The organism is Streptomyces nodosus, assembly GCF_008704995.1.
Lineage (GTDB): Bacteria > Actinomycetota > Actinomycetes > Streptomycetales > Streptomycetaceae > Streptomyces > Streptomyces nodosus.
This window is the reverse complement of record NZ_CP023747.1, coordinates 2,441,988-2,465,483: the sequence shown is the minus strand read 5'-3', so window position 1 is coordinate 2,465,483 and position 23,496 is coordinate 2,441,988. Positions and strand designations below refer to the sequence as shown.

Below are 23,496 nucleotides of genomic sequence, written 5' to 3'. Positions count from 1 at the left end.
CACAGGTGCTGCGCAGAGCGCGCAAACGCCCTGTGTCCAGGCGCGACGGCCATCTCGTGGACAGCCGCTCACGGCCATGTCTGTGACCCTTCTCGCGCACCGAGGGGGGAACCGGACCGTCCTGCCACAGTCGTCGCCCGAACAAAAGTCCGCCGTACGCTGCTCCGGGACGGCGGTGGCGCCGGGCCCCGGGGCACCGATGCGGAGGAGCCGCCTCAGATCCGCCCCGACACCGTCGCCGCCAGCGCCCCCGCCAACAGTGCGGCGACCAGCAGGGGGACGCCCAGGCCGTGGTGGAGGACCAGCCAGCCGCCGAGCAGGGCGCCCGCCAGCAGGGCCACGGCGGAGGCACCGCGGCGCGGGGTGCGGCTGCCCGTGCCGCCGCCCAGTCGGGAGTCGGCTGCCAGCCCCGTCAGTGTGGTGGTCAGCACCGTGGTGGCGGTCAGGTCGCGCACCCCGAGCTTGTGCACCGTCGTATTGCGCAGGCCCATCGCGAAGGCCGTCACCGCGATCAGCGCGTAGCCCGCACCGGAGGCGCCCGGGGAGGCGAAGGCGATCGCCGCGGACACGCCCAGCAGAACGGCTTCGGCCGCGGAGGTCGTCCGGGTCCAGGTGCGCCGCGATCCACCGCCGTACCGTCGCGCCACCCGCCCACCCATCACCGCCCCCGTGAGGAACGACGCCAGGGAGACCAGGGAGTGCCCGGTGGAGATGCCCGGTGCGCCGACCGCGGAGAAGCCAAGCAGCACCACATTGCCCGTCATGTTCGCCGTGAAGACATGGCCGAGCCCCAGATAACTCACCGCGTCGACGAGCCCGCTGACCACGGTCATCGTCAAGAGCGCCGGGACCAGGCGCAGTCCGTGCGCCTCGGGGTCGCGGTCCTGGGCGTCGGACTCCTCCGTCGTCATCGGGCCTCCGGTCGGCGGGACGGGCGCGGTGCGCTCAAGTCCACCACGGCCGCCGGGCCCGTATCGGACGTCCGCGTGGACGGCGCGTCCGTGGCGTCGGGGCACAAGTGTTCAAGGGCGGGGCACCGGACGCCGTACGGGGCCGGCCGGGAGCGGAGACGATGTGGGCGGACGGCCAGGGGCGGAGGCGGCGTGGGCGGACATGACGAAGGCGGCGGCCCCGGGTTCGGGGACGCCGCCTTCGTGGTCACGGGGGACCGGCTCGATCAGTACCAGTGGTGGGTCGACCAGAAGTTCCACGCCGCGGCGGGGCTGCCGTAGCGGGAGTTCATGTAGTCCAGGCCCCACTTGATCTGGGTGGCCGGGTTGCTCTTCCAGTCGGAACCGGCGGACGACATCTTGGACGCGGGCAGCGCCTGGACCAGGCCGTAGGCGCCGGAGGAGGAGTTGGTGGCGTGCGCGTTCCAGCCGCTCTCATGGGAGACGATCTTGTTGAACGCCTCGTACTGCGCGGAGTCCGGGATCATCTGATGGGCGATCGCCTGTGCGGAGGAGTCCGATCCCGAGGAGGCCGCCTGGGCGGGAGCCGAGGCGAACAGCATGCCGGTCGTGGCGGCGGCCAGGGCGGCGGTGGCGACGGCCTTCTTCGGGGTGGCGATGCGGCGGATGACGGAGACGGACACAGAACACCTTTTCGTTCGGGGGCATGGGGTCGCGGGCACACCGGAACCGCGGAGGAGCGGCGGGGGCATGCAGCGGCGCCGCGGCCCATGAGGGCTCGTCGGCGCCCGGCGACGTCATCCAGAGAAACAGGCCGGCGAGGTGTCCGCAATGCCCTCTTTTACTAGTTGTGGTCGCATTCGGCCCCACGGGTCTGTGTGACCCGGTTCTCAAAGGCCAGGTCGGGGGCCTGATCGGCGGGGGTGCACCCTCCGCCCGCCTACGAGTCCGGTTAGTAGGTGAGCCCGGTCACGTGGGGCCCGTCACGGCGGGGATGACGGACGGTCGACTCCGGCGCCACGGAACGCGGTGGACCGGTGTGACCCACACCGCACCGGAGGGTCGGCGAGGTGACCCGGACCACAGGGGAACCGCCGCAGAACTAGGCCTGTTCGAAGCCGACCGGGGCCTCGAAGGCCGCGCGCCGGGTCGCGCGGCGCAGCGCCTTGAGCACCGCCGGGCCCAGGAAGAAGGTGAGCACCACCGTGACGACGGCCCGGCCCAGGTCCCAGCCCAGGGAGGTGGCCAGGCAGTAGGCGAGAAAGCGGGTGAGGTTGGCGGCGAGCCCGGCGTGCGGATCGAAGGCGATGTTCGAGGCCAGTGCGCCCATGAAGGGCCAGCCCGCCAGGTTCATGACCGTGCCATAGGCGAAGGCCGCCACCAGGCCGTACGCGGCGAGCAACGCGACCTCGGCCCGTCCCCGCAACCACCGCCCGGGGCCCGGCAGCAGTCCCGCACCCAGTGTGAACCAGCCCATCGCCAGCATCTGGAACGGCAGCCAGGGGCCGACCCCGCCGGTCAGCAGCGCGGAGGCGAACATCGTCACATTGCCGAGGACGAACCCGAATCCCGGCCCGAGCACCCGCCCGCTCAGCACCATCAGAAAGAACATCGGTTCGATGCCGGCGGTCCCGGCGCCGATCGGTCGCAGGGCGGCCCCGGTCGCGGCGAGCACTCCGAGCATGGCCACGGCCTTCGGACCGAGTCCCGACTCGGAGATGGTCGCCGCCACGACCGCGACCAGCAGCACCAGCAGCCCGGTGAAGAGCCAGGGGGCGTCCTGGGCGTGGGTGCCGACCTGGGAGCCGGGGTCGGCGAAGAGCGGCCAGGTGAAGCCCGCGGCGCCGACGGCGCTCACCAGGACGAGGGAGGCGACCGAGCGGGGCCCGAGCCGGACGGGCGGGGACCCGGGGCGGACCCGGGAGTCCCGGTCCGGGTGGGGCGGGGACGGCGCCGCCGCTTCCGGGCGAGGAGCGGCGGTCACGACAGCGCCTTTCGCACCTGGGCCACGGTGAGCCACCGCTGCGGCGCCAGCACCTTCGTCACCTGGGGCGCGAACGACGGGGAGGCGACGACCACATCGGCGGCCGGACCGTCCGCGACGACCTCGCCGTCGGCCAGGATCACCACCCGGTGGGCGAGTTCGGCGGCCAGTTCCACATCATGGGTGGCCAGCACGATGGCGTGCCCCTCGGCGGCGAGTCCGCGCAGCACGGTGACCAGACGGGCCTTGGCCGCATAGTCCAGACCGCGCGTCGGCTCGTCCAGGAGCAGCAGCTCGGGCCGCGCGGTGAGCACCACGGCGAGGGCCAGCGCCAGCCGCTGCCCCTCCGACAGATCCCTCGGATGGGTCTCGTCCGCGACGCCCGGCAGCAGTTCGGACACCAGGGCCCGGCAGCTGCCGGGGTCGGCGCCCGCGTCCAGGTCCGCCGCCGCGCACTCGGCGGCCACGGTGTCCGCGTACAGAAGGTCCCGTGGTTCCTGGGGCACCAGGCCCACCCGCCGCACCAGCTCGCGCGGGGCGGTACGGTGCGGCACCGCCCCGCCGACCCGTACGGAGCCCCGGGCCGGTTCCACCAGCCCGACGAGCGCCGCCAGCAGGGTGGACTTCCCGGCGCCGTTGCGTCCCATCAGGGCGACGGTCTCGCCCGCGGTGACGGTGAGGTCGACCCGGCGCAGGGCCTCCACCTGCCCGCGGTGGACGGCGAGGGAGGCGACGGCCGCCGGGGGGTGAGGCGCGGGGGAGTCCGGGACGGGACGACGGCGCAGAAAGCGGCGAGCGGTGGCGGGACGCGGGCGCGGGCCAGGCGCCTGCGGGCCCGGAGTCCGGTCGTCCACGGGGGCGGCGTCCGCGAGCCGTTCGCGCAGGGCGCCGGCGCGTCGGCGGGCGTCCCGGACCGTCAGCGGCAGGGGCGACCAGCCGGCCAGTCGGCCGAGGTCCACCACCGGCGGGCACACCGGGGAGACCGCCATCACCTCCGCCGGGGTGCCCAGCACCGGGCGGGCGCCCGGGGCCGGGAGCAGCACGATCTGGTCGGCGTAGTGGACGACCCGCTCCAGCCGGTGTTCGGCGAGCAGCACGGTCGTACCGAGATCGTGGACGAGCCGCTGGAGAACGGCGAGGACCTCCTCGGCCGCCGGCGGGTCGAGCGCGGAGGTCGGCTCGTCCAGGACGAGGACCTTGGGATGCGGGGTGAGCACCGAGCCGATGGCGACGCGCTGCCGCTGACCGCCGGAGAGGGCGGCGATCGGGCGCTCACGGAGATCGGCCAGCCCGAGCAGGTCCAGGGTCTCCTCGACCCGCCGCCGCATCACCTCCGGCGCCAGCCCCAGGGACTCCATGCCGTAGGCGAGTTCGTCCTCCACGGTGTCGGTCACGAAATGGGACAGCGGGTCCTGGCCCACCGTGCCCACCACATCCGCGAGTTCGCGGGGCTTGTGGGTACGGGTGTCGCGTCCGGCCACGGTGACCCGGCCCCGCAGGGTGCCGCCGGTGAAGTGCGGGACCAGACCGCTCACCGCGCCGAGCACACTCGACTTGCCGACCCCGGACGGGCCCACCAGCAGCACCAGTTCACCCTCCGGGACCTCGAAGTCGACGTCCCGGACAGCCGGTTCACCGGCACCCTCGTACGTCACCGAGACGTTCTCGAAGCGGATCACGCGGGCTCCTTGGGGGCGGGGGCGGCGAACGCGGGCAGCAGGCCGAGCAGGACCGCCGCGGCGGGGAGCAGGGGCAGTTCGGGAGCGGTCAGGGGGACGACCCCGGGATGCAGCGCGGTGGGGTCGTGGGCGCCGGAGAGGGCCATCAGCGCCGCCGCCGCGATCCCGGAACCGGCTACCAGCCACGCCCGTGCGCCCCAGACGTCCGGGCGGTAGCGGGTGCGCGGCGAGCGCCGGCCGCCGAGCCGGAGCCCGGCCAGCGCGGCGGCCAGCCCGGCCAGCAGGACGGGCAGACCGTAGATGCCGCCCTCCGCGGTGAGCAGTCCATAGGTGCCCGCGCAGACACCGAGCAGACCGCCCAGGGTGAGGGCGCCGGTGGTACGGCGCACGGCGGGCGGAACCTCGGCGGTGCGGCCGAAGCCCCGTGCGTCCATCGCGGCGGCCAGGGCCACCGAACGTTCCAACGCGCCCTCCAGGACCGGCAGTCCGACCTGGAGCAGACCGCGCAGACCCCGGTCGGGCCGACCCCGCAGTCGGCGTGCCGCGCGCAGCCTCCGTACGTCGGCGACCAGATGCGGAGCGAAGGTGAGCGCGACGACGACCGCGACGCCCACCTCGTACAGCGCGCCCGGGAGGGACTTGAGGAGCCGGGCCGGGTTCGCCAGGGAGTTGGCGGCGCCGACACAGACGAGCAGCGTGGCCAGCCTCAGTCCGTCGTACAGGGCGAAGACCAGGCTCTCGGCGGTGACCCGGCCGCCGAGGCGAATGCCCTGCGCCCAGTCGGGGAGCGGGATCTCGGGCAGGGTGAGGACGGTGTGGGTGCCGGGGATCGGCGAGCCGAGGACCACGGCGAACACCAGCCGGATCACCAGGACCGCGAGGGCGAGCTTGACGAAGGCGGAGTAGGAGCGGGACCAGGGCGTGGCGGTGCGGCACACCGCCACGACATACCCGGACACCGTGACGAGCAGGGCGAGCAGCAGGGGGTTGGTGGTGCGGGTGGCGGCGGTGGCGAGGCCGAGGGACCACAGCCACCAGGCGCCCGGGTGCAGGGCAGGACCGCCACGGGGACGAGAGACCATGGTCAGCTCCTGCGGCGGCGCGCCTGCCATATCGCCGCCCCACCGAGCACCGCCACCGCCGCGGCGGCCACGAGTACGCCGACCGAGGGGCCGTGGTGCGCGGTGCCCTGTGCCGTGGTTCCGGTCCCGTCCGACGCCCCCGGCCGTGCTGCCCGTTCCGTCTGTTCCGACCCTCCCACCTGTTCGCCGCAGCCCTTCTGCGGGTAGCCGGCGATCGCGCACAGCAGGGCGTTGGTGTCGTAGCGCAGCGGCTTGGCCACCGCCGCCAGCGCGTCCGCGGTGGTGGCGTCCTCGGGTACGCGGGCGCAGGCGGTGCGCGGGGCCGGCGGGGTCTCGCCCGAGGGGGCGTCCTCAGGGGTGCCGAAGTCGAGGACCAGTGCCAGCCTCTTCTCGCCGGCCCGGGCGGGTGTCGTGGCGCAGACGGTCGCGAAGTCCGCCGTCCCGCGCGGCTTTGTGGCGTCCTGGGAGTCCACGCTGACGGCGAACCGGAAGCCCTGGACGTCCCCGTCGGCCGGCCGGGCGGTCGAGGGCCCCTGGGAGGCGTATGTCCACCGGCCGCCGTCCCGCTCCCAGAAGGACCAGTAGCGATAGCCGACGGCCTGGGCCGGTCCGCCGCCGAACAGCGTCAGCAGGAGAACCGGAAGGACCAGGGCCAGCACGGTCGTACCGCGGCGGATCACTGCTGCTTCCTGGCGCGGCCGGACAGCAGGAAGCCCACACCGATGCCGGCGACCAGACAGACGGCGACGAACCACCAGACGCCGAAGACTCCGCCGTCGGACTTCTCCTTCTGCTCCGAGGCGGCCGGGGACGAGGAGGCGGCGGCCTTGCCGGAGTCCGGCTCGGGGCCGGTCGCGCTGAGCTTCGCCACGAGGTCCTGGCCGCCGAAGTCACGCGGGTCGGACTGTGTGGCGGTCGCGGCGAGGATCAGCTGGGCGTAGGCGGCGGGCCCGGACTGTTCGGCCCAGCGGGCGGAGTGGCTCTTGAGCCAGCCCATGGCGTCGGCGGCCTTGTCGCCCCGGCCCGCGGTGGCGAGCGCGACGACCGCGTCCGCCGTGTTGCCGTAGTCGGGCTGCGGATCGGCGCCGGGGAGCGCCGACGTCAGATGGTGGTCCTTCGCCAGGCTCTCGATGAGATAGGCGGCGCCGTTCTGTGCGGCCCGCTCGGGGCTGTCGGCGGTCTTGCAGCCGGCGGCCCCGGCCTGCTTCGAGGCGCTTCCGGCCAGCCCCCGGCCGAGCGCGCCCACCACGGCCGCCGCGGTGGCGTCGGCGTTCGCCGCCAAGGCGCCCTTCTTGTCGGGCTGGTAGGCGAACGCGCCGCCGCCGTCCCGGTCGCAGGGGACCGACAGCTTCAGCAGCGCGTCGTACGGCGAGTGGCCGTCCTCGGACCGCACCTCGGCGGGCTTCTCACCGACCGCGGCCAGCGCTCCCACCGCCACGGACGTGGAGTTGGCGTCGCTCGCGCCACCCGCCGTATAGCCCCAGCCGCCGTCCGCGTTCTGCACGGACTTCAGCCAGGTGACCGCCTTCGCGGTGACGGCGTCCTGTCCGCCGAGCGCGGCCAGCGCCTGGACGGCCGCCGCCGTGCCGTTGGTGTCGACGGGCGTCTTGGCGTCGCACGCGGCGGCCGGGTTCGCGCGGTACGGGGCGAACGCGCCGTCGGCGCACTGCTGTCGGGTGAGCCAGTCCACCGCCTTCGCGGCCGGCTTCACCCCCACCGAGTGCTGGGCGAGGAAGGCCAGCGACTGGCGCCAGACCCCGTCGTAGGTGGGGTCGCCGGTGCCGTACAGACCCGAGGGCAGTGCGGGCGAGGAGGAGGGGGAGGGGCCGGTGGCCAGAGCGGCCGGGGCGGTGGCGCCACCGATCACGGTGATGGCGGCCAGTACCGCTGCGGCGCGGCGAACGATCATGGTCGGCGGATTGCCTCTCCCTGCGGGGGGCCGGGGCGCACGGGCACGCGAAGGCAACCGGGCGGCTCCGGCCCCGTAAGCCTCGACGGTGCCGGCCGTCGGCGGGCTGCCGACGACACGAGCCGGTCACGTCCGTGCGAGGCGATCCGGCTCACCGCCCGGAGGCGGCACACGGCTGCGGGTCAGCGCCGGATTTACACCGGCTTCCCCCCGTACGAGTGTGAGAACGACGCCGTCACTCTACCGGCCCCCTCGAAAAGGCCCGAGAATCGCCCGCGCCTCCGGGAGTGCATCACGGTCCGTAAGTGCCCGAAGGCGCCAGGTGACCGTCCTGGCGCACAAAAAACCTACGAGACGGGTTCGGGCTTCCTTCGGGTCTTTCGACCTTCTGGTTCTTCACTCGACCGTCGATGTCGGCCCGAGCGGAAGCCGAGACTTCACGCCTGAGTCGGCTACTCCGGTTGAGCTACCTCACTCGCCTCGTAGGCACTTCTCAGAATAGACCTCCCCATACGGGATGGAACCCCCTGATTCATGATTTTTTGGACAAATCTCCGGGAGGGTTCCCGCGTCCGTCCCCGGACCGGCCCCGACGGCGGGCGCCCGGTGCGGTGAGGTCGATCAGCCGGCACGCCGTCTCGATGTCGACCTCGACCTGGGCGACGGAGGCGCGCCCCGCGAGCCAGGTGATCAGGGTCGAGTGCCAGGTGTGCTCGATGACGCGCACCGCGGAGAGCTGGTCGGGGGTCGGGTCGTCCAGGCCCGCCGCGTCCAGGATGATCGCCGTCGTCCGGCGCGAGACCTGCTCCACCTCGGGCGAGACGCTGCGGTCGGCGAAGATCAGTGCGCGGACCATGGCGTCGGCCAGCTGTGGCTCGCGTCGGAGCGCGCGGAAGGCGCGCAGCAGAGTCTCCGCCGCCCGCTCACCGGCCGTCTCCCCGGCCGGGGGCCGCTTTCTGAGGGTGTCGTGCAGACGGCTCAACTGGTCCTGCATGGTCGCGACCAGCAGATGCACCTTCGAGGGGAAGTAGCGGTACAGCGTGCCGAGCGCCACCTGTGAGGACTCCGCGACCTCGCGCATCTGCACCGCGTCGAAACCGCCCCGGCCGGCCAGTCGCGCGCTCGCCTGGAGGATCCTGCGGCGGCGGGCCTCCTGCCGCTCGGTGAGGGGGGACGAGGCCGGCTGCGCGGCCGTGCGCGTGGTCCTGGCTGGCACCTTGGCTTCCGCAGGCATGGGTCCCGTCCGTGACATCGCTGAGGGCGTGCGGTCAGACAGCATGGCAGGGCGCCGGTCGTGGTGCGAATCACCCGGCCCCTCGCTCACCATGGGGCTACCTGCCGGTAGATTCGAAGGTTCCACGATCAAGTCTGAAACTTGTTCTAGATTATCGTCCCGACGTAATCTCGCGGGACACGGCGCTGGGAGAAGGGGCCTAGAGTGACCGCTGAGGCCAGTGAGGCGGGTCCCCGGGAGGGCTCGGCCGCCGCCGGGGCCGGCTCCCCGTCCGGGCGGAGCCGGGAACCCGGGGAGGACCGCCCGTTGCGCATCGCGCTCCTCACCTACAAGGGGAACCCGTTCTGCGGCGGCCAGGGCGTGTATGTACGGCATCTCTCCCGTGAGTTGGTCCGGCTCGGTCACCGTGTCGAGGTGATCGGCGCGCAGCCCTACCCCGTGCTCGACGAGGGCGAGGACCTGAAGGGGCTGTCCCTCACCGAACTCCCCAGCCTCGACCTGTACCGCCAGCCCGACCCCTTCCGCACCCCGGGCCGCGAGGAGTACCGGGACTGGATCGACGCCATCGAGGTGGCGACCATGTGGACCGGCGGCTTTCCGGAGCCGCTGACCTTCTCGTTGCGCGCACGCCGTCATCTGCGCGCCCGCCGCGGCGACTTCGACGTGGTGCACGACAACCAGACGCTCGGCTACGGGCTGTTGGGCGACATGGGCGCCCCGCTGGTGACCACGATCCACCATCCCGTCACCGTGGACCGCCGGTTGGAGCTGGAGGCGGCCGAGAGCCGTAAGCGCCGGGCGTCCTTGCGGCGCTGGTACGCCTTCACCCGGATGCAGAGGCGGGTCGCGCGGCGACTGCCCTCGGTGCTCACCGTCTCCGGCACCTCCCGCCAGGAGATCGTCGACCAGCTGGGCGTCTCCCGGGACCGTGTCCATGTGGTGCACATCGGCGCCGACACCGAGCTGTTCTCCCCCGATCCCTCGGTGCCGCAGGTGCCGGGCCGGATCGTGACGACCTCCAGCGCGGACGTACCGCTCAAGGGCCTGGTCTTCCTGGTCGAGGCGCTGGCGAAGGTGCGCACCGAGCACCCCGGCGCGCATCTGGTCGTGGTCGGCAAGCGCCCGCAGGACGGGCCGGTCGCGCAGGCGATCGCGCGCCACGGCCTGGGGAACGCCGTCGAGTTCGTGAAGGGCGTCTCCGACGCGGAGTTGGTGGCCCTGGTGCGGTCGGCCGAGGTGGCGTGCGTGCCCTCGCTGTACGAGGGCTTCTCGCTGCCCGCCGCCGAGGCGATGGCGACCGGTACGCCGCTGCTGGCCACCACCGGCGGTGCGGTACCGGAGGTCGCGGGGCCGGACGGCGAGACCTGTCTGGCGGTGCCGCCGGGCGACGCCGGAGCGCTGGCCGTCGGACTCGGCCGTCTGCTGGGCGATCCGGAGCTGCGGGTACGGCTCGGACGGGCCGGACGCGAGCGGGTGCTGGGACGTTTCACCTGGGCGAAGGCGGCCGAGGGCACGGTGGCGCGGTACCGCGAGGCGATCGCCGCCTCGGCCGGACCGGCCGCCCGCCGCGCCACGGCGGGAGGCGACGACCGCTCCGGTGCCCTGACCGGCACCGGGACCGCGGTCGGGGACGCGCGTTCCACCACCCCCGCCGCGGGCAGGGAAGCAGGCGGGACGGCGACCGCCGTACAAGTGACCGACGTCGATTCCGACCGTGAAAGCAGGGCCACGTGCTGACCGTCGACTTCTCCCGGTTCCCGATCGCCCCGGGCGACCGTGTCCTGGACCTCGGCTGCGGTGCCGGACGGCACGCGTTCGAGTGTTACCGGCGCGGCGCGCGGGTCGTCGCCCTCGACCGGAACGGCGAGGAGATCCGCGAGGTCGTCCGGTGGTTCGCGGCGATGGAGGAGGCGGGTGAGGCCCCGGCCGGTGCCGACGCGAGCGCCCTGCAGGGGGACGCCCTGGCGCTTCCCTTTCCCGACGCCTCCTTCGATGTCGTGATCGTCTCCGAGGTCATGGAGCACATCCCGGACGACAAGGGTGTGCTCGCCGAGATGGTCCGGGTGCTCAAGCCGGGCGGGCGCATCGCGGTCACCGTCCCGCGCTACGGCCCCGAGAAGGTCTGCTGGGCCCTGTCCGACGCCTATCACCAGGTCGAGGGCGGCCATATCCGCATCTACCGCGCGGACGAACTGCTCGGGAAGATCCGGGAGGCCGGGCTCAGGCCGTACGGCACCCATCACGCCCACGCCCTGCACTCGCCGTACTGGTGGCTGAAGTGCGCGTTCGGCGTCGACAACGACCGGGCGCTGCCGGTGCGGGCGTACCACAAGCTGCTGGTCTGGGACATCATGAAGAAACCGCTCGCCACCCGGGTCGCCGAGCAGGCGCTGAACCCGCTGATGGGCAAGAGCTTCGTGGCGTACGCGACCAAGCCCCAGCTGCCGCGACTTCCGGAGGCGGGCACCCCGTGACCACCCCCCGGACAGAACACCTCGTCCTGCCCGGGGTCCTCACCGCCGAGCAGGCCACCGCGACCGTCCACGCGATCCTGGCCGTCCAGCGGGAGGACGGCGCCGTGCCGTGGTACCGGGGGCACCATCTCGACCCCTGGGACCATGTCGAAGCCGCCATGGCACTCGACGCGGCCGGGGAGCACACCGCGGCCGAACGGGCGTACGACTGGTTGGCCCGGCACCAGAACGAGGACGGCTCCTGGTACGCGGCCTACGCCGACGGGGACCCGGCGGACGTCACCGACCGGGGACGCGAGACCAACTTCGTCGCCTATGCGGCCGTCGGGGTATGGCACCACTACCTCGCGACCGGCGACGACACCTTCCTGGACCGGATGTGGCCGACGGTGTACGCGGCCGTGGAGTTCGTGCTCCGGCTGCAGCAGCCCGGCGGGCAGATCGGCTGGCGGTGCGAGGACGACGGCACGGCCGTGGCGGACGCGCTGCTGACCGGATGCTCCTCGGTCCACCAGGCGCTGCGTTGTGCGCTTGCGATCGCCGAGCAGCGCGAAGAGGCACAGCCGGACTGGGAGTTGGCGGTGGGCATGCTGCGGCATGCGATCCACCGGCACCCGGAGCGCTTCCTCGACAAGAAGCGCTACTCGATGGACTGGTACTACCCGGTCCTCGGCGGCGCCCTGACCGGCACGGAGGCGAAGGAGCGCATCGAGGACGGCTGGGACCGCTTCGTGGTGCCCGGCCTCGGCGTGCGCTGCGTCGTCCCCAACCCCTGGGTGACCGGCGGTGAGTCGGCCGAACTCGCCCTCACGCTCTGGGCGATGGGCGAGTCCGACCGCGCGCTGGAGATCCTCCAGTCGATCCGGCATCTGCGGGACCCGAAGACGGGTCTGTACTGGACGGGTCATGTCTTCGACGACGGGGTGATCTGGCCCCGGGAGCTCACCACCTGGACGGCGGGCTCGCTGCTGCTGGCCGTGGCCGCGCTCGGCGGTCACGAGCCGACCTGCGCGGTCTTCGGCGGCGAACACCTGCCGAGGGGCCTGGAGACGGACTGCTGCGTCTGACGGTGCCGGTGCCGGTGCCGGCGCCGGGCCGCGGTGGCGAGGGCGGCCCCCGGACCGGACCCGAACGGGCCTCCCCGGCTGGTGCGGGCGCCGCTCCCGGGTGACGCTGCCGGGAGAACCACCCGTTCCCGGAGGACACCCCGGAGGACCCCGTGCCCGGACCGATACGAGCCCTGCTGGCGCTCGCCCTCTGCGGCACCCTGGTCGGCTGCGCCTCCGCCTGCGCCCGCAGCACCGTCACGCGGAAGGCCGCCGTCTATATCGCGGTCGCCAGCCCCTCCCCGAGCACCCCGGCGGAGCGGCGGCAGCTCGCCAGGACCCGCTTCGCGACGAACGCCGGGCTGGCGGCCGGCGCGACGGACCGATGGATCGTGAGGCCCTCGAAGGCGGGCGCCTTCAAGAAGGGCAGGCGCGGGCGGACCGCCGCCCTCGTCCGAGCGCACCTCGCGGGCACCTACGCCTACCACCGGCTCGAGGCGGCCCGGCGCGACTCCCGGGGCGACCCCCGGCTCTCCAAGGCCCTCACGCCGCTCGGTCCGGGCATCGACGCGCTCGGGAGCCTGCCTGCCAGGCTCCGCAAGGGCGACGCGTCGGCCGTGAAGTCCTTCGACGACATCGTCACCAAGGTGCGGGACACCGGCCGACGCGCGGGCACTCCGGTCCGGAAACAGAACCCCACGGCCCGGCAGCTCGCCGCGGGCTAGGCAAAACGCCTGGTACGACGACGGCCCCCCGCCCGGAGGGGCGAGGGGCCGTGCGGGGAAGGCGTTCAGCCGCGCTGGATGCCGCTGGTGTCCTGGAGCACTCCGCGGCGGCCGTCCTGCGTCTGCGCCACCAGGCCGGGGCCGCGCTGCTCGACGGCCAGGTACCAGGTGCCGGGCGCGAGCTCGGCGACCGGGGCCGGGGAGCCGTCCTCGGCGAACAGCGGACGCGGCGCCGGCACCGCGAACCAGAAGGGGGAGAACTCCCCGCCCGGAACCGGCTGCGGCTGCCCACCGTACGGCTGCCCCTGCTGCGGCTGGCCGGAGAAGGACTGCTGGGCGCCGGGGTAGCCGTAGGCGGCGTCCTGCGGCTGCGCGCCGTAGGGCCCGGGAGCGGCCGGCTTGGGAGCGGGGATGAGCGCGGCCTGCAGGGCCGGCACCTGAGGGGTGGCGACCGCGGCGGCCGCCAGGACCAGGGCGGCGAGAAAACCGAGGATGAGACCGGAACCGCTGTTGGTCGCGTCGATCAGCGTCCACAGCAGCACCCAGGCGGCCGAGACGGTCAGCGTCGCACCGACCACCGCCAGGTCGAGGCCCAGGACCTTGCGGGGCGCGGGAAGCAGCCGGGAGAGAATCACCAGCGCGCCACCGGCCACGCCCGCCATATAGGTGCCGAGCCCGAGCCCGAGGCTGTCCCAGGAGCTGGGAAGACTGATGGAGTCACAGTAGGTGCCGCTGCAGCCGGTGCGGCTGAGGAACGAGGCGATGAACAGCAGTACCGCTGCTCCGATCACCACGCCGTCGCCTCGAGTGAGGGAGCGGATATTCACTTCGGGTCCTTCGTCTGTCGTCTCGTCGTCGGTGGAGGCGTCGCTGTCACCATCTCGCCCTCGGGCCGCGGTGTGAAGCGCGGGGATGACCCCTCATCGTAGGACGACACTATCGTCCGGCCGGGCGGGATGTCCGCCGGGTTGAGGGCGTTGATCGCTACCCGTGCAGAAAACTCACGATTCCCTCAGAGATCCCCTGGGCCGCCTTCTGCCGCCATGCGCCGTCGGTCAGCAGTGCCGCGTCCTTGCTGTCGCGCATGTTGCCGCACTCGATGAACACCTTGGGAACCGTCGACAGATTGAGGCCGCCGAGATCGTCGCGGACGACCAGACCGGTGCCCTTGCCGAGGTAGTTGGACGGGGCGCTTCCGGTGACGCGGACGAAGCTGCCCGCGATGCGCTCGCCGAGGGCGCGCGAGGAGGCGGCGATCGGGCGGGTGTCGGCGGTACCCGAGTGCACCGAGGCCGGAAGGATCACATGGAAGCCGCGGTCGCCGGCCGCCGCGCCGTCCGCGTGGATGGAGATCGCCGCGTCCGCGTGCGCCTCGTTGCCGATCCGTGCCCGCTCGTCCACGCAGGGACCCCAGGGGCGGTCGCCGTCCTGGGTGAACTTCACCGTGGCGCCCTGGTCCTGGAGGATCGTGCGCAGCCGGCGCGCCACGTCCAGGGTGAACCGTGCCTCGGCGTAACCGGCGTTGGTCGAGGTGCCGGTGGTGTCGCATTCCTTGCGGTTCGTCCCGATGTTCACCTTGCGGTTGATCTCGGCGGTGTGCCGGAAGTTGTTGGGGTTGTGCCCCGGGTCGATGACCACGACCTTGCCCTTGAGGGATCCGGAGCCCGCCGCCCGGCCGGTGGTGGACGCCGGCGAGGGCGGCACGGCCCTCCCCTTGGAGTCCTCCGAGGGGAAGGCGGTGGCGGACTCGTCCGAGGGGGAGGCGGTGGCGGACCCGGACACCGGGGAACTCGTGGGGGGCGCCGCGGCGCCGGCCGGCCCGCCGCCGGTGTCGGCGACCGCCTCGTACACCAGCCAGCCCACCAGCGCGGCCGGCACCAGCCCGGCGATCGCGAGCGTCAGCGGGCCCCGCCGGGAGCGGCGCGGTCGGGGAGGATCGAAGTCCGGACCTACGTACGACATGACTGCGACCCTAACGGCGCGGGTCGCTCCCCGTCCTCGTTCGCCGTAGGACGCGCAGCGAGTCGGTCACCGAGACCTCCGTGAACGCGCCGGACGCCAGGGCCCTGAGGTAGACGCGGTACGGGGCCTGGCCGGTGAACTCGTCCTCCGGCGCGGGGAAGACGTCATGGATGACCAGCAGCCCGCCGTGGGCCACCCGGGGGGCCCAGCCCTCGTAGTCCGCGTTCGCGTGCTCGTCGGTGTGACCGCCGTCGATGAACACCAGGCCGAGCGGGGTGTTCCAGATCCGGGCGATCTGCGGGGAGCGGCCGACGAGCGCGACCACATGGTCCTCGAGCCCCGCCCTGTGCAGGGTGCGCCGGAAGGCCGGCAAGGTGTCCATCAGGCCGACCTCGGGGTCGACCGTCTCCGGGTCGTGGTACTCCCAGCCCGGCTGCTGCTCCTCGCTGCCGCGGTGGTGGTCGACCGTGAGCGCGGTCACCCCGGCCGCGCGGGCCGCGTCGGCGAGCAGGATCGTGGAGCGCCCGCAGTAGGTGCCGACCTCCAGCAGGGGCAGCCCCAGCCGCGCGGCCTCGGTGGCGGCCGCATGCAGCGCGAGCCCCTCGTGGAGCGGCATGAACCCCTTGGCGGCCTCGAACGCGGCCAGGACCCCGGACGAGGGTCCTCCCGGGCCGGGCGCGGTCGGGAGCTCGGGCGAGGACGCCGCGGCCATGGGGTTCCTCTCGGTCGTACAAACGGACGGGCCCATGCTGCCGTACCCCTGCCGGGCGGGCGACGCGGGGTACGGCGGACCCGGCCGGTCGGCGACTCAGCCGGGGGAGGGCCGCCGAAGGCCGCGGGCGCGGGGCCGACCCCGCCCGCACGGGAGCGTCTGTGGGACGAGCGGTGCCGAGGGGGCCGGGGTGTCCGTCGGCCGGGCGGGCGAGGGGGGCCGCCTGTGGGGCGGAGACACCGGCGGTGGTCCCGCAGGCCCCGCCGGTGGTGGGCCTGCGGGACGTGGTCAGGCCGAGACCGACTCGCCCGGGAGGGAGAGGTCCAGGTCGACCGGGTGGTCGTCGCCGGTGTGGGTGGCGGACGAGGCGTGCGGGCCGTGGCCCGTGGCGGTGGCGGCCAGGACATAGGGGCCCTGGGCCGGAACGGTCAGCGCATAGCTGCCGTCCGCCGCGCTGAGCGTGGCGCCCGCCTGACGTCCCCGGCGGTCGATCAGTGTCACCCTGGCCCGGGCGACCGGGGTGCCGTCCGCGCCCAGGACCCGCCCCCTGAAGCCCCACAGCACCTCCTCGGCACGCTGCAGATTGGCCTCCTCCTCGCTGCTCGCGCGCAGCTGTGTGTGCTGTGCGGGGCGCTGGTTCGGCAGCAGGAGGGCCAGCAGCAGACCGATCGCCGCCGCGGCCGTGGCGATCAGGAAGGAGACGCGGAATCCCTGCATGCTGGGGACCGCGAGCCCGCCCTGCTGATGCGCGGTGCCGGTGAGCACCATGCCGATGACGGCGCTGGAGACCGACGTACCAATCGAACGCATCAAGGTGTTGAGGCCGTTGGCCGCGCCCGTCTCCGAGGCCGGGACCGCGCCGACGATCAGCGCGGGCAGCGAGGAGTAGGCCAGGCCGATGCCCGCGCCCAGGACCACCGAGATGACCACGGTCTGCCAGGCGGCCGTCATCAGGCCGAGCCCGCCGGCGTAGCCGAGCGCGATGACCAGCAGCCCGATGATCAGGGTGACCTTGGGGCCGTACCTGACGGACAGCCGGGCGTAGACGGGCGCGGTGAACATCATCGTCAGGCCCAGCGGCGCCACGCACAGGCCCGCGACGACCATCGAGGTGCCGAGTCCGTAGCCGGTGGCGACGGGCAGCTGGAGCAGCTGGGGCAGCACCAGCGAGACGACGTAGAACGAGACGCCGACCATGATCGAGGCGAGGTTGGTGAGCAGCACCTCGCGGCGGGCCGTGGTGCGCAGGTCCACCAGCGGGGCGGCGAGGCGCAGTTCCATCAGGCCCCACAGGAGCAGGACCACGGCGGACGCCCCGAACAGGCCGAGCGTCCCGGCGGACGTCCAGCCCCAGTCGCTGCCCTTGGTGATCGGCAGCAGAAACAGGACCAGGCCGGCCGACAGCCCGAGGGCACCCGGCAGGTCGAAGGAGCCCTGGGCGCGGGCCGGGGACTCCGGCACGGCTACCAGGGTGAGGACGATCGAGAGGACGCCGAGCCCGGCGGCGCAGAAGAACAGGGCGTGCCAGTCGGCGTGCTGGGCGATCAGGGCCGCGGCGGGCAGCGCGAGTCCGCCGCCGACGCCGATGGACGAGCTCATCAGGGCCATCGCCGAGCCGAGCCGCTCGCGGGGCAGCATGTCGCGCATCAGGCCGATGCCGAGCGGTATCGCGCCCATTGCGAAGCCCTGGAGCGTACGTCCGACGATCATCGGCAGTACGGCGGCGGTGAAGCCGCTGATCAGTGCGCCGGCCACCATCACGGCCAGGCTGGCGAGCAGCATCCGCCGCTTGCCGTAGAGGTCGCCGAGGCGGCCCATGATCGGTGTGGCGACCGCACCCGAGAGCAGGGTGGAGGTCAGGACCCAGGTGGCGTTGCTGGGCGTGGTGCTCAGCAGCGCGGGCAGGTCCTTGATGACGGGGACGAGCAGGGTCTGCATCACCGCGACAACGATCCCCGCGAAGGCGAGCACCGGCACGATCGTGCCGGACTGCCTCCGGGCGGGCTGGTCGGTCGTTGTGGGCGTCATTGAGTGGGGCCTCCAGGCCGGAAGTGCGGACATGCGGAAGTCAGGAAGCACGGCGAGTGAACTCGGGACGTACGGAGTCAGGAAGTACGAAGTACGGCGGTACGGAAGCGAGAAGTGGTGAAGCGACGGAGTGACGGAGCGCGGAGTCGTGCGCGACATCAGCGCGGCCGTGTGCCGGGTAGAACCCCGCACGTCCGGCCGACTATTCCGATGCTTCGCCCCCCTAATGAATCCTTGACCATCCCATGAGAATCTGACGGCCCGTCAAATCCGGGTCACAGCCAGCCCTGCTGCCGGGCCTCCCGCACCGCCTCCATACGGTTGCGGGTGCCGGTCTTTCCGATGGCCGAGGAGAGGTAGTTGCGGACCGTGGACTCGGACAGCCGGAGACCGGCGGCGATGTCGGAGACCGTCGCCCCGTCCCTGGAGGCCTTCAGCACCTCGCACTCGCGCGCGGTCAGCGGGCTCGGCCCGGCGCTGAGGGCCGCCGCGGCCAGCCCCGGGTCGACGACCGTCTCGCCCGAGAGCACCCGCCGGATCGCGGCGGCCAGCTCCTCCACCGGCCCGTCCTTGACCAGGAAGCCCGCGGCACCCGCCTCCAGGGCCCGGCGCAGATAACCGGGCCTGCCGAAGGTGGTGAGGATCAACACCCGGCAGTACGGGGCCTGTTCACGCAGCACGGCCGCCGCGTCCAGACCGCTCATGCCCGGCAGTTCGATGTCCAGCAGGGCCACGTCGGGGCGCTGAGCCAGCACGGCGTCCACGATCGCATCGCCCGCCGAGACCTGCGCCACGACCTCGATGTCCTCCTCCATGCCGAGCAGCAGGGCGAGGGCACCGCGCATCATGCCCTGGTCCTCGGCGAGCAGCACCCTGATGGACTTCGCCGACCGGTGACTGCTGGGCATCTCGTCCACGGGCCAAGCGTACGGTGCGGCCCCCGGCCGTGCGGGCGCTACGGCCCGCCGTTCGGCGACCGCCGCGGCCGGGAGACGACGAGCCGTGCCGACTGCTCAGCCGGTACGGGGCGCCGTGGTCGCGGGGGAGCGGGAGGGCACCGTGGGCTCGGGTGCCGTGCGGAGTCCGGTCTCCGCCGGCAGTTCGGCGGTGACCGTGAAGCCGCCGCGGGGGGAGGGGGCCGCGTGCAGGGAGCCGCCCGCGGCCGCGAGGCGTTCGGTCAGGCCCTTCAGACCGGTTCCGCCGACACCCGCGGGGGACGGCGTCGAGGGCCTGCCGGTCCCGTTGTCCGCGACCGTCAGCCGGACGCGTTCGGCCGTGCCGTCGACGGTGATCTCGCAGCGGGTCGCACCGCTGTGCCGCACGGCGTTGGTGACCGCCTCGCGGACCACCCAGCCGAGCAGCGCCTCGGTCTGCGGCACCAGAGGAGGGCCCGACCGGCGTACGACGGGTTCGACGCCGGCGGCGGTGAGCGCGGAGCGGGCCCGGTCCAGTTCCGTCGCCAGACTGCCCTCCCGGTAGCCCGTCACTGCCTCGCGGATCTCGGTGAGCGCCTGTCGGCCGACCGACTCGATGTCGGTGACCTGCGCCAGCGCCGCGTCCATGTCGCGCGCCGCCAGCCGGCGGGCGGCCTCCGACTTCACCACGATCACCGAGAGGGTGTGGCCCAGCAGATCGTGCAGATCGCGGGAGAAGCGCATGCGCTCCTCCTCCACCGCGCGACGCGCCAGTTCCTCGCGGGCGGCGCGCAGTTCCCGTACGGCCTCGGACAGGGACAGGATCGCGGCCGTCACCATGGTGGAGATCCAGGTGGCGTACGCGATGTCGAGCCCGCCCCAGCCCTCGCGGGCGGCGGCGACCGCGCCGGCGAGCACCGCGAGCGCCGTACCCGTCCGGCCCAGCCCGGGTCCACGGAGCAGCGCCCCCGTCGCGAGCCCGAGCAGCGGGAAGAACAGCAGCCAGGTGCCGCCGTAGCCGATGGCGAGACCGCAGGTCACCGCGCCCATCAGCGCGAGGGCCGCCCGGGTGGAGACGGCCGCCCGCTTCTCCGGGGAGAACGCGCGGAACACCACATAGACATAGAGGGAGTTGAAGGTCAGCAGCCCCAGGGCGCCGATCCAGGGGTTCGCGGTGCTGTCCTGGAAGAGGTTGGAGAAGGAGCCCATCCCCAGCAGTAGCCACGGCAGCAGACTGAAGCCGGTGAGCGGCGGGCCCGGGAGGCGCCGCCCGTGCTCCTTGCACGACCGCCGGCGTGCCCGGGCCTGCCGGAGCGCCGACCACCCTGCGTTCTCCCGGCGGGGCACCGTGTGCGACCAGGTCATGCCTCTTCTCCTTTCGTTCACAGGTGTGTTCGTTCACAGGTGTGTGCCGCGTCGTTTCAGGTGTGTGCCGCGCTGCGGCGGTAGGACAGCACCGCGTACGCACCGAACAGCAGCAGCCAGCCCGTCAGCACGAGCAGCGCGCCGAGGGCCGGGGCACGGCCCTCGGCGACCGACTGACCGAGCTGGGCGAAGCGGCGGGTCGGGGTGCAGGCCGAGACCGCGCGCAGCCAGCCGGGGAACAGGGTGACGGGGAACCACAGTCCGCCGAGCACCGAGAGCCCCAGATTGCACACCAGGTTCGTCACGGCCGTGGTCTGCGCGGTCAGCCGGTAGCCGTTGCCGAGACCGAGCAGGGTGAACGGGATCGAGCCCAGCCACAGCAGCAGCGCGACCGCCCCCCACTGCCAGGGCGCCAGCCGCACCCCGTTGACCAGACCGCCCGCGGCGAGCACCGCGGCGATCGCGGGCAGCACCGTCACCGAACCGGTCAGCGCCCGGCCCATGACGACCTGGCGTGAGGTCAGCGGGGTCACCCTCAGCTGCCGCAGCCAGCCGATCGCACGGTCCTCGGCCACCCCGCCGCCGGTGTTCAGCGCCGAACCGACCGCACCGTATGCGGCCATGCCCACCATGGAGGCGGTCTTCCAGCTGCCGTCGTTCTCCCCGAGGTTGGTGAACAGCAGATACATCATCACCGGCATCGCGATCCCGCCGATCACAAAGCCCAGGTCACGCAGCGTCCGGCGTACTTCGAGCCGCAGATAGTCCAGCATCAGGCCGTCTCCTTCCGGGGCGCCGTCAGGGCCAGGAACGCGTCCTCCAGCGACGCCGGGGCGACCTCCAGGCGGCGTATCGCACCCAGGGCGGCCAGCGCGATCACCGTCTTGTCCGAGTCGTCGGTGCGCAGCAGCACCCGCTTTCCGCGGACCTCGACCGTGCGTACACCGGGCAGCAGGGCCAGCTCCTCGGTGCCGCGGCCGGCCGGCTCGATGGAGACGAGGGCGCCGCCCGCCGCCCGTCTGAGCTGCTCACCGGTGCCGTCCGCGACGACACGGCCGCGGTCGATGACCACGATCCGGTCGGCGTGCGTGTCCGCCTCCTCCAGATGGTGTGTGGAGAACAGGACGGTGTGACCGCGGTCGGCGTACGCCCTCATCGACCGCCAGAAGGTCTGCCGCGCCTCCACGTCCAGGGCCGCGGTCGGCTCGTCCAGCACCAGCAGCGAGGGGTTCCCGGCGAGCGCCACCGCGAACCGCACCCGCTGGGTCTGCCCGCCGGACAGCCGGTCCACCCGCCGCCGGGCCAGGTCCGTGATCCCGGCCAGCTCCAGGGCCCGCGCCACGGGCATCGGGTCCGGATAACGTCCGGCCACAAAGGCCACCAGTTCCTGGACGGTGACCCGGGGGACCGCCCGTGCGTCCTGCAGCATGGCGCCCACCCGGCCCGCGCGCACCGCCCGCTCCGGGGGCGCGTCGAACAGCTGGACGGTTCCCTCGTCGGGTGGGTGCAGGCCGAGCAGCAGGGAGATGAGCGTGGACTTCCCGGCGCCGTTGCGGCCGAGCAGCGCGATGGTCTCGCCGCGCGCGATCCGGAGATCCACGCCGTCGACGGCGCGCACCGCACCGTATGTCTTGACGGCCCCCGTGAAGGACACGGCAGTAGGTGTCCCCGTCGTTTTCGTCATGGCTACGACCGTAGGGGGCGGGGGCGGGCTCCCGACAGATGCGGTTGTACGGACTTCGACGGGACAAATGTCACGGCCGGCGGCCCGGGGTCGGGGCCGGTCCGTGCGGCCCCGGGGGCGGGGCCGCACGGCCTTCACAGGGCGCGGGGTGCCGGGCTATACAGGGGGTCTATGCCTCTCGACGCAGCCAGGGCCCTCGCCGCCGGACCACGGTCCGTCGAGATCGCCTGGAACCGCAAGGACGTCCTGCTCCACCATCTGGGCATCGGCGCGGGGGTCCCGGCGACCGACCCCCGTGAGCTGCGCTACACCCTGGAGACCCGGCTGCAGGTCCTGCCGAGCTTCGCCACCGTCGCGGGCGGGGGCGCCCCCGGGGTGATCCGCGGACTGTCCGTGCCCGGCGTGGACGTCGACCTCGCCCGGGTGCTGCACGGCGGCCAGACGCTGGCGTTGCACCGCCCGATTCCGGTGGAGGGCAGGGCCACTGCCGTCTCCCGCGTCACCGCCGTGTACGACAAGGGCACGGCCGCCGTCCTCGTCCTGCGCACCGAGGCCGCCGACGCCGACGGCCCGCTGTGGACCGAGGAGGCGCAGATCTTTGTGCGCGGGGAGGGCGGCTTCGGCGGCGACCGGGGCCCTTCAGGGCCGGCGGCCCGGCTCGATCCGCCCGCCAGGGAGCCCGACCGGGTCGTCCTGCGGCCGACCCGTGAGGACCAGGCCCTGCTCCACCGTCTCTCCGGGGACTGGAACCCCCTGCACGCCGACCCGGAGTTCGCCGCTCGCGCCGGGTACGAGCGGCCCGTACTGCACGGCCTGTGCACCTATGGAACGACCCTCAAGACGGTCGTCGACACCCTGCTCGACGGGGAGGCGACCCGGGTCACCGGCTACTCCGCGCGCTTCACCGGGGTCGTCTTCCCGGGGGAGACCCTGCGCATCCGGATGTGGCGGGGGGACGGCTCGGTCCGGGTGACGGTGCACACGGTCAGGGGAGCCTCCCCGCTCGAACGAGACCGAGAGCGGGGGAGTGACGAGACGCCGGTCCTCACCGGCACGGTCGTTGAGCGCCCCTGAGCGGTGCCCCCGGCCCGGGCTTCTGGGCCCTGTCCCCGGCCGGTCTCGTTCCCGGCCGCTGGCCTTGTCCCCGACCCGGTCTCGGTCCCATTCCGGCACCGAATCCGGGTCCGGTCCGGGTCTCGGCCTCGGCCCCGGATCCGGGGCCCGATCCGGGCCTGGGTCCCGATCCGGGTCCTGGTCCTTGCCTCGGTCCCGGCCTTCGATCCGGTTCCGGCCTCGATCCGGGTTCGTCCCCCGGTCCTGTCCTTGGCCCGGTCTCGGTTCCGTTCTCCGGTCTTGTCCCCCCCGGGTTCGTCTCGTTCCCGGGCCGACCTCGGCCCCGGTCCAGGCTCCGGCGCCGGTCCCGGCCTCGGTGCCGATCCGGGTCCGGGTCCCGGCCTCGATTCCGGCCCACGGCTCCCGCGTTTTCGGCTCCGAAGGCGCGTCCGGACACGGAAACGGCCCCGCTCGTCCTGAGACGAGCGGGGCCGTGCGGGCGCGAGGGCCGGCCGGGTCACGGCGGCCGACGCGCCGTCAGGTCACTGGCCCGGTCGGGGCCAGGCCGCCGTGCCGGACTGCTCGGCCTGCTCGGACGGCTTGCGGTGCCGGCCGTGCACGGACGCCTCGTGCTCCTCGGCGGAAACCGGCCCACGGTGGCGTCCGTGTCCCGGGTCCTCCTGGCCCTCGGAGGGCAGAGGCAGCGCGGTGCTGATGTTCTCCATCTGAAGTGT

General features: G+C 73.3%; 22 protein-coding genes. 5 read left to right on the top strand and 17 right to left on the bottom strand.

Annotated features, from left to right (window positions below):
- Window positions 1-215 precede the first annotated feature (215 nt).
- From CP978_RS11185 to CP978_RS11150, 8 genes are all read right to left on the bottom strand, one after another.
- The gene (locus tag CP978_RS11185) at window positions 216-911 is read right to left on the bottom strand and encodes a YoaK family protein (RefSeq protein ID WP_043439945.1); all 696 of its coding nucleotides are present in this window, start codon (window positions 909-911) and stop codon (window positions 216-218) included.
- A 266-nt stretch (window positions 912-1,177) separates the two neighbouring features.
- Window positions 1,178-1,594, bottom strand: coding sequence for an aggregation-promoting factor C-terminal-like domain-containing protein (locus CP978_RS11180; protein ID WP_043439943.1), 417 nt, complete (start codon window positions 1,592-1,594; stop codon window positions 1,178-1,180).
- Between the two features lie 419 nt (window positions 1,595-2,013).
- Window positions 2,014-2,895, bottom strand: coding sequence for an ECF transporter S component (locus tag CP978_RS11175; protein ID WP_043439941.1), 882 nt, complete (start codon window positions 2,893-2,895; stop codon window positions 2,014-2,016).
- A complete protein-coding gene (locus tag CP978_RS11170; protein ID WP_043439939.1) occupies window positions 2,892-4,574 on the bottom strand; it encodes an ABC transporter ATP-binding protein in 1,683 nt (560 codons plus the stop codon). Before CP978_RS11170 ends, CP978_RS11175 begins: the two co-directional genes overlap by 4 nt.
- On the bottom strand, window positions 4,571-5,686 hold the full coding sequence (locus tag CP978_RS11165) for an energy-coupling factor transporter transmembrane component T (protein WP_052454079.1): 1,116 nt from the start codon (window positions 5,684-5,686) through the stop codon (window positions 4,571-4,573). Before CP978_RS11165 ends, CP978_RS11170 begins: the two co-directional genes overlap by 4 nt.
- Entirely contained in the window at window positions 5,659-6,336 is a 678-nt protein-coding gene (locus CP978_RS11160; RefSeq protein WP_043439936.1) for an SCO2322 family protein, read from the bottom strand. The genes CP978_RS11165 and CP978_RS11160 overlap by 28 nt, the downstream gene beginning before the upstream one ends.
- Window positions 6,333-7,565, bottom strand: coding sequence for an SCO2321 family membrane protein (locus CP978_RS11155; RefSeq protein WP_043439935.1), 1,233 nt, complete (start codon window positions 7,563-7,565; stop codon window positions 6,333-6,335). The genes CP978_RS11160 and CP978_RS11155 overlap by 4 nt, the downstream gene beginning before the upstream one ends.
- Window positions 7,566-8,097: 532 nt before the next feature.
- Entirely contained in the window at window positions 8,098-8,799 is a 702-nt protein-coding gene (locus CP978_RS11150) for a TetR family transcriptional regulator (protein WP_052454078.1), read from the bottom strand.
- A 204-nt stretch (window positions 8,800-9,003) separates the two neighbouring features.
- Here CP978_RS11150 and CP978_RS11145 point away from each other — a divergent pair, with 204 nt between their 5' ends.
- The 4 genes from CP978_RS11145 to CP978_RS11130 all read left to right on the top strand — a co-directional run bounded on the left by CP978_RS11145 (window position 9,004) and on the right by CP978_RS11130 (window position 13,044).
- The gene (locus tag CP978_RS11145; RefSeq protein WP_043439934.1) at window positions 9,004-10,536 is read left to right on the top strand and encodes a glycosyltransferase family 4 protein; all 1,533 of its coding nucleotides are present in this window, start codon (window positions 9,004-9,006) and stop codon (window positions 10,534-10,536) included.
- Window positions 10,530-11,273 (top strand): class I SAM-dependent methyltransferase, encoded by a 744-nt coding sequence (locus tag CP978_RS11140; RefSeq protein WP_043439932.1) that lies wholly within the window; start codon window positions 10,530-10,532, stop codon window positions 11,271-11,273. Before CP978_RS11145 ends, CP978_RS11140 begins: the two co-directional genes overlap by 7 nt.
- Window positions 11,270-12,340, top strand: a complete 1,071-nt coding sequence (locus tag CP978_RS11135; RefSeq protein ID WP_043439930.1) for a prenyltransferase/squalene oxidase repeat-containing protein — start codon at window positions 11,270-11,272, stop codon at window positions 12,338-12,340. The genes CP978_RS11140 and CP978_RS11135 overlap by 4 nt, the downstream gene beginning before the upstream one ends.
- A 152-nt stretch (window positions 12,341-12,492) precedes the next feature.
- Window positions 12,493-13,044: a hypothetical protein gene (locus CP978_RS11130; RefSeq protein ID WP_043439927.1), complete on the top strand. Its 552-nt coding sequence runs from the start codon at window positions 12,493-12,495 to the stop codon at window positions 13,042-13,044.
- A gap of 65 nt (window positions 13,045-13,109) precedes the next feature.
- On the opposite strand, the gene CP978_RS11125 is transcribed toward CP978_RS11130, so the two are convergent.
- From CP978_RS11125 to CP978_RS11090, 8 genes are all read right to left on the bottom strand, one after another.
- Window positions 13,110-13,871, bottom strand: coding sequence for a DUF5336 domain-containing protein (locus CP978_RS11125; protein WP_174498621.1), 762 nt, complete (start codon window positions 13,869-13,871; stop codon window positions 13,110-13,112).
- A gap of 157 nt (window positions 13,872-14,028) precedes the next feature.
- Entirely contained in the window at window positions 14,029-15,006 is a 978-nt protein-coding gene (locus CP978_RS11120) for an N-acetylmuramoyl-L-alanine amidase (protein WP_043439920.1), read from the bottom strand.
- A 10-nt stretch (window positions 15,007-15,016) separates the two neighbouring features.
- Window positions 15,017-15,718 carry a class I SAM-dependent methyltransferase gene (locus tag CP978_RS11115; protein WP_052454077.1) on the bottom strand — a complete coding sequence of 234 codons (702 nt, stop codon included), beginning with the start codon at window positions 15,716-15,718 and terminating at the stop codon, window positions 15,017-15,019.
- 288 nt (window positions 15,719-16,006) lie between these two features.
- Complete coding sequence (locus CP978_RS11110) at window positions 16,007-17,746, bottom strand: MFS transporter (RefSeq protein WP_043439917.1); 1,740 nt, start codon at window positions 17,744-17,746, stop codon at window positions 16,007-16,009.
- A gap of 275 nt (window positions 17,747-18,021) precedes the next feature.
- Complete coding sequence (locus tag CP978_RS11105) at window positions 18,022-18,654, bottom strand: response regulator transcription factor (protein WP_043439916.1); 633 nt, start codon at window positions 18,652-18,654, stop codon at window positions 18,022-18,024.
- A gap of 105 nt (window positions 18,655-18,759) precedes the next feature.
- On the bottom strand, window positions 18,760-20,025 hold the full coding sequence (locus CP978_RS11100; RefSeq protein ID WP_043439915.1) for a sensor histidine kinase: 1,266 nt from the start codon (window positions 20,023-20,025) through the stop codon (window positions 18,760-18,762).
- Window positions 20,026-20,081: 56 nt separating this feature from the next.
- Window positions 20,082-20,798 carry an ABC transporter permease gene (locus CP978_RS11095; protein WP_043439914.1) on the bottom strand — a complete coding sequence of 239 codons (717 nt, stop codon included), beginning with the start codon at window positions 20,796-20,798 and terminating at the stop codon, window positions 20,082-20,084.
- Window positions 20,798-21,709 (bottom strand): ABC transporter ATP-binding protein, encoded by a 912-nt coding sequence (locus tag CP978_RS11090; RefSeq protein ID WP_043439913.1) that lies wholly within the window; start codon window positions 21,707-21,709, stop codon window positions 20,798-20,800. The genes CP978_RS11095 and CP978_RS11090 overlap by 1 nt, the downstream gene beginning before the upstream one ends.
- 171 nt (window positions 21,710-21,880) lie before the next feature.
- On the opposite strand from CP978_RS11090, the gene CP978_RS11085 reads away from it, so the two are divergent.
- Entirely contained in the window at window positions 21,881-22,783 is a 903-nt protein-coding gene (locus CP978_RS11085) for a MaoC/PaaZ C-terminal domain-containing protein (protein WP_043439910.1), read from the top strand.
- 521 nt (window positions 22,784-23,304) lie between these two features.
- Here CP978_RS11085 and CP978_RS11080 read toward each other — a convergent pair.
- Window positions 23,305-23,487 (bottom strand): hypothetical protein, encoded by a 183-nt coding sequence (locus CP978_RS11080; RefSeq protein WP_043439907.1) that lies wholly within the window; start codon window positions 23,485-23,487, stop codon window positions 23,305-23,307.
- Window positions 23,488-23,496 lie beyond the last annotated feature (9 nt).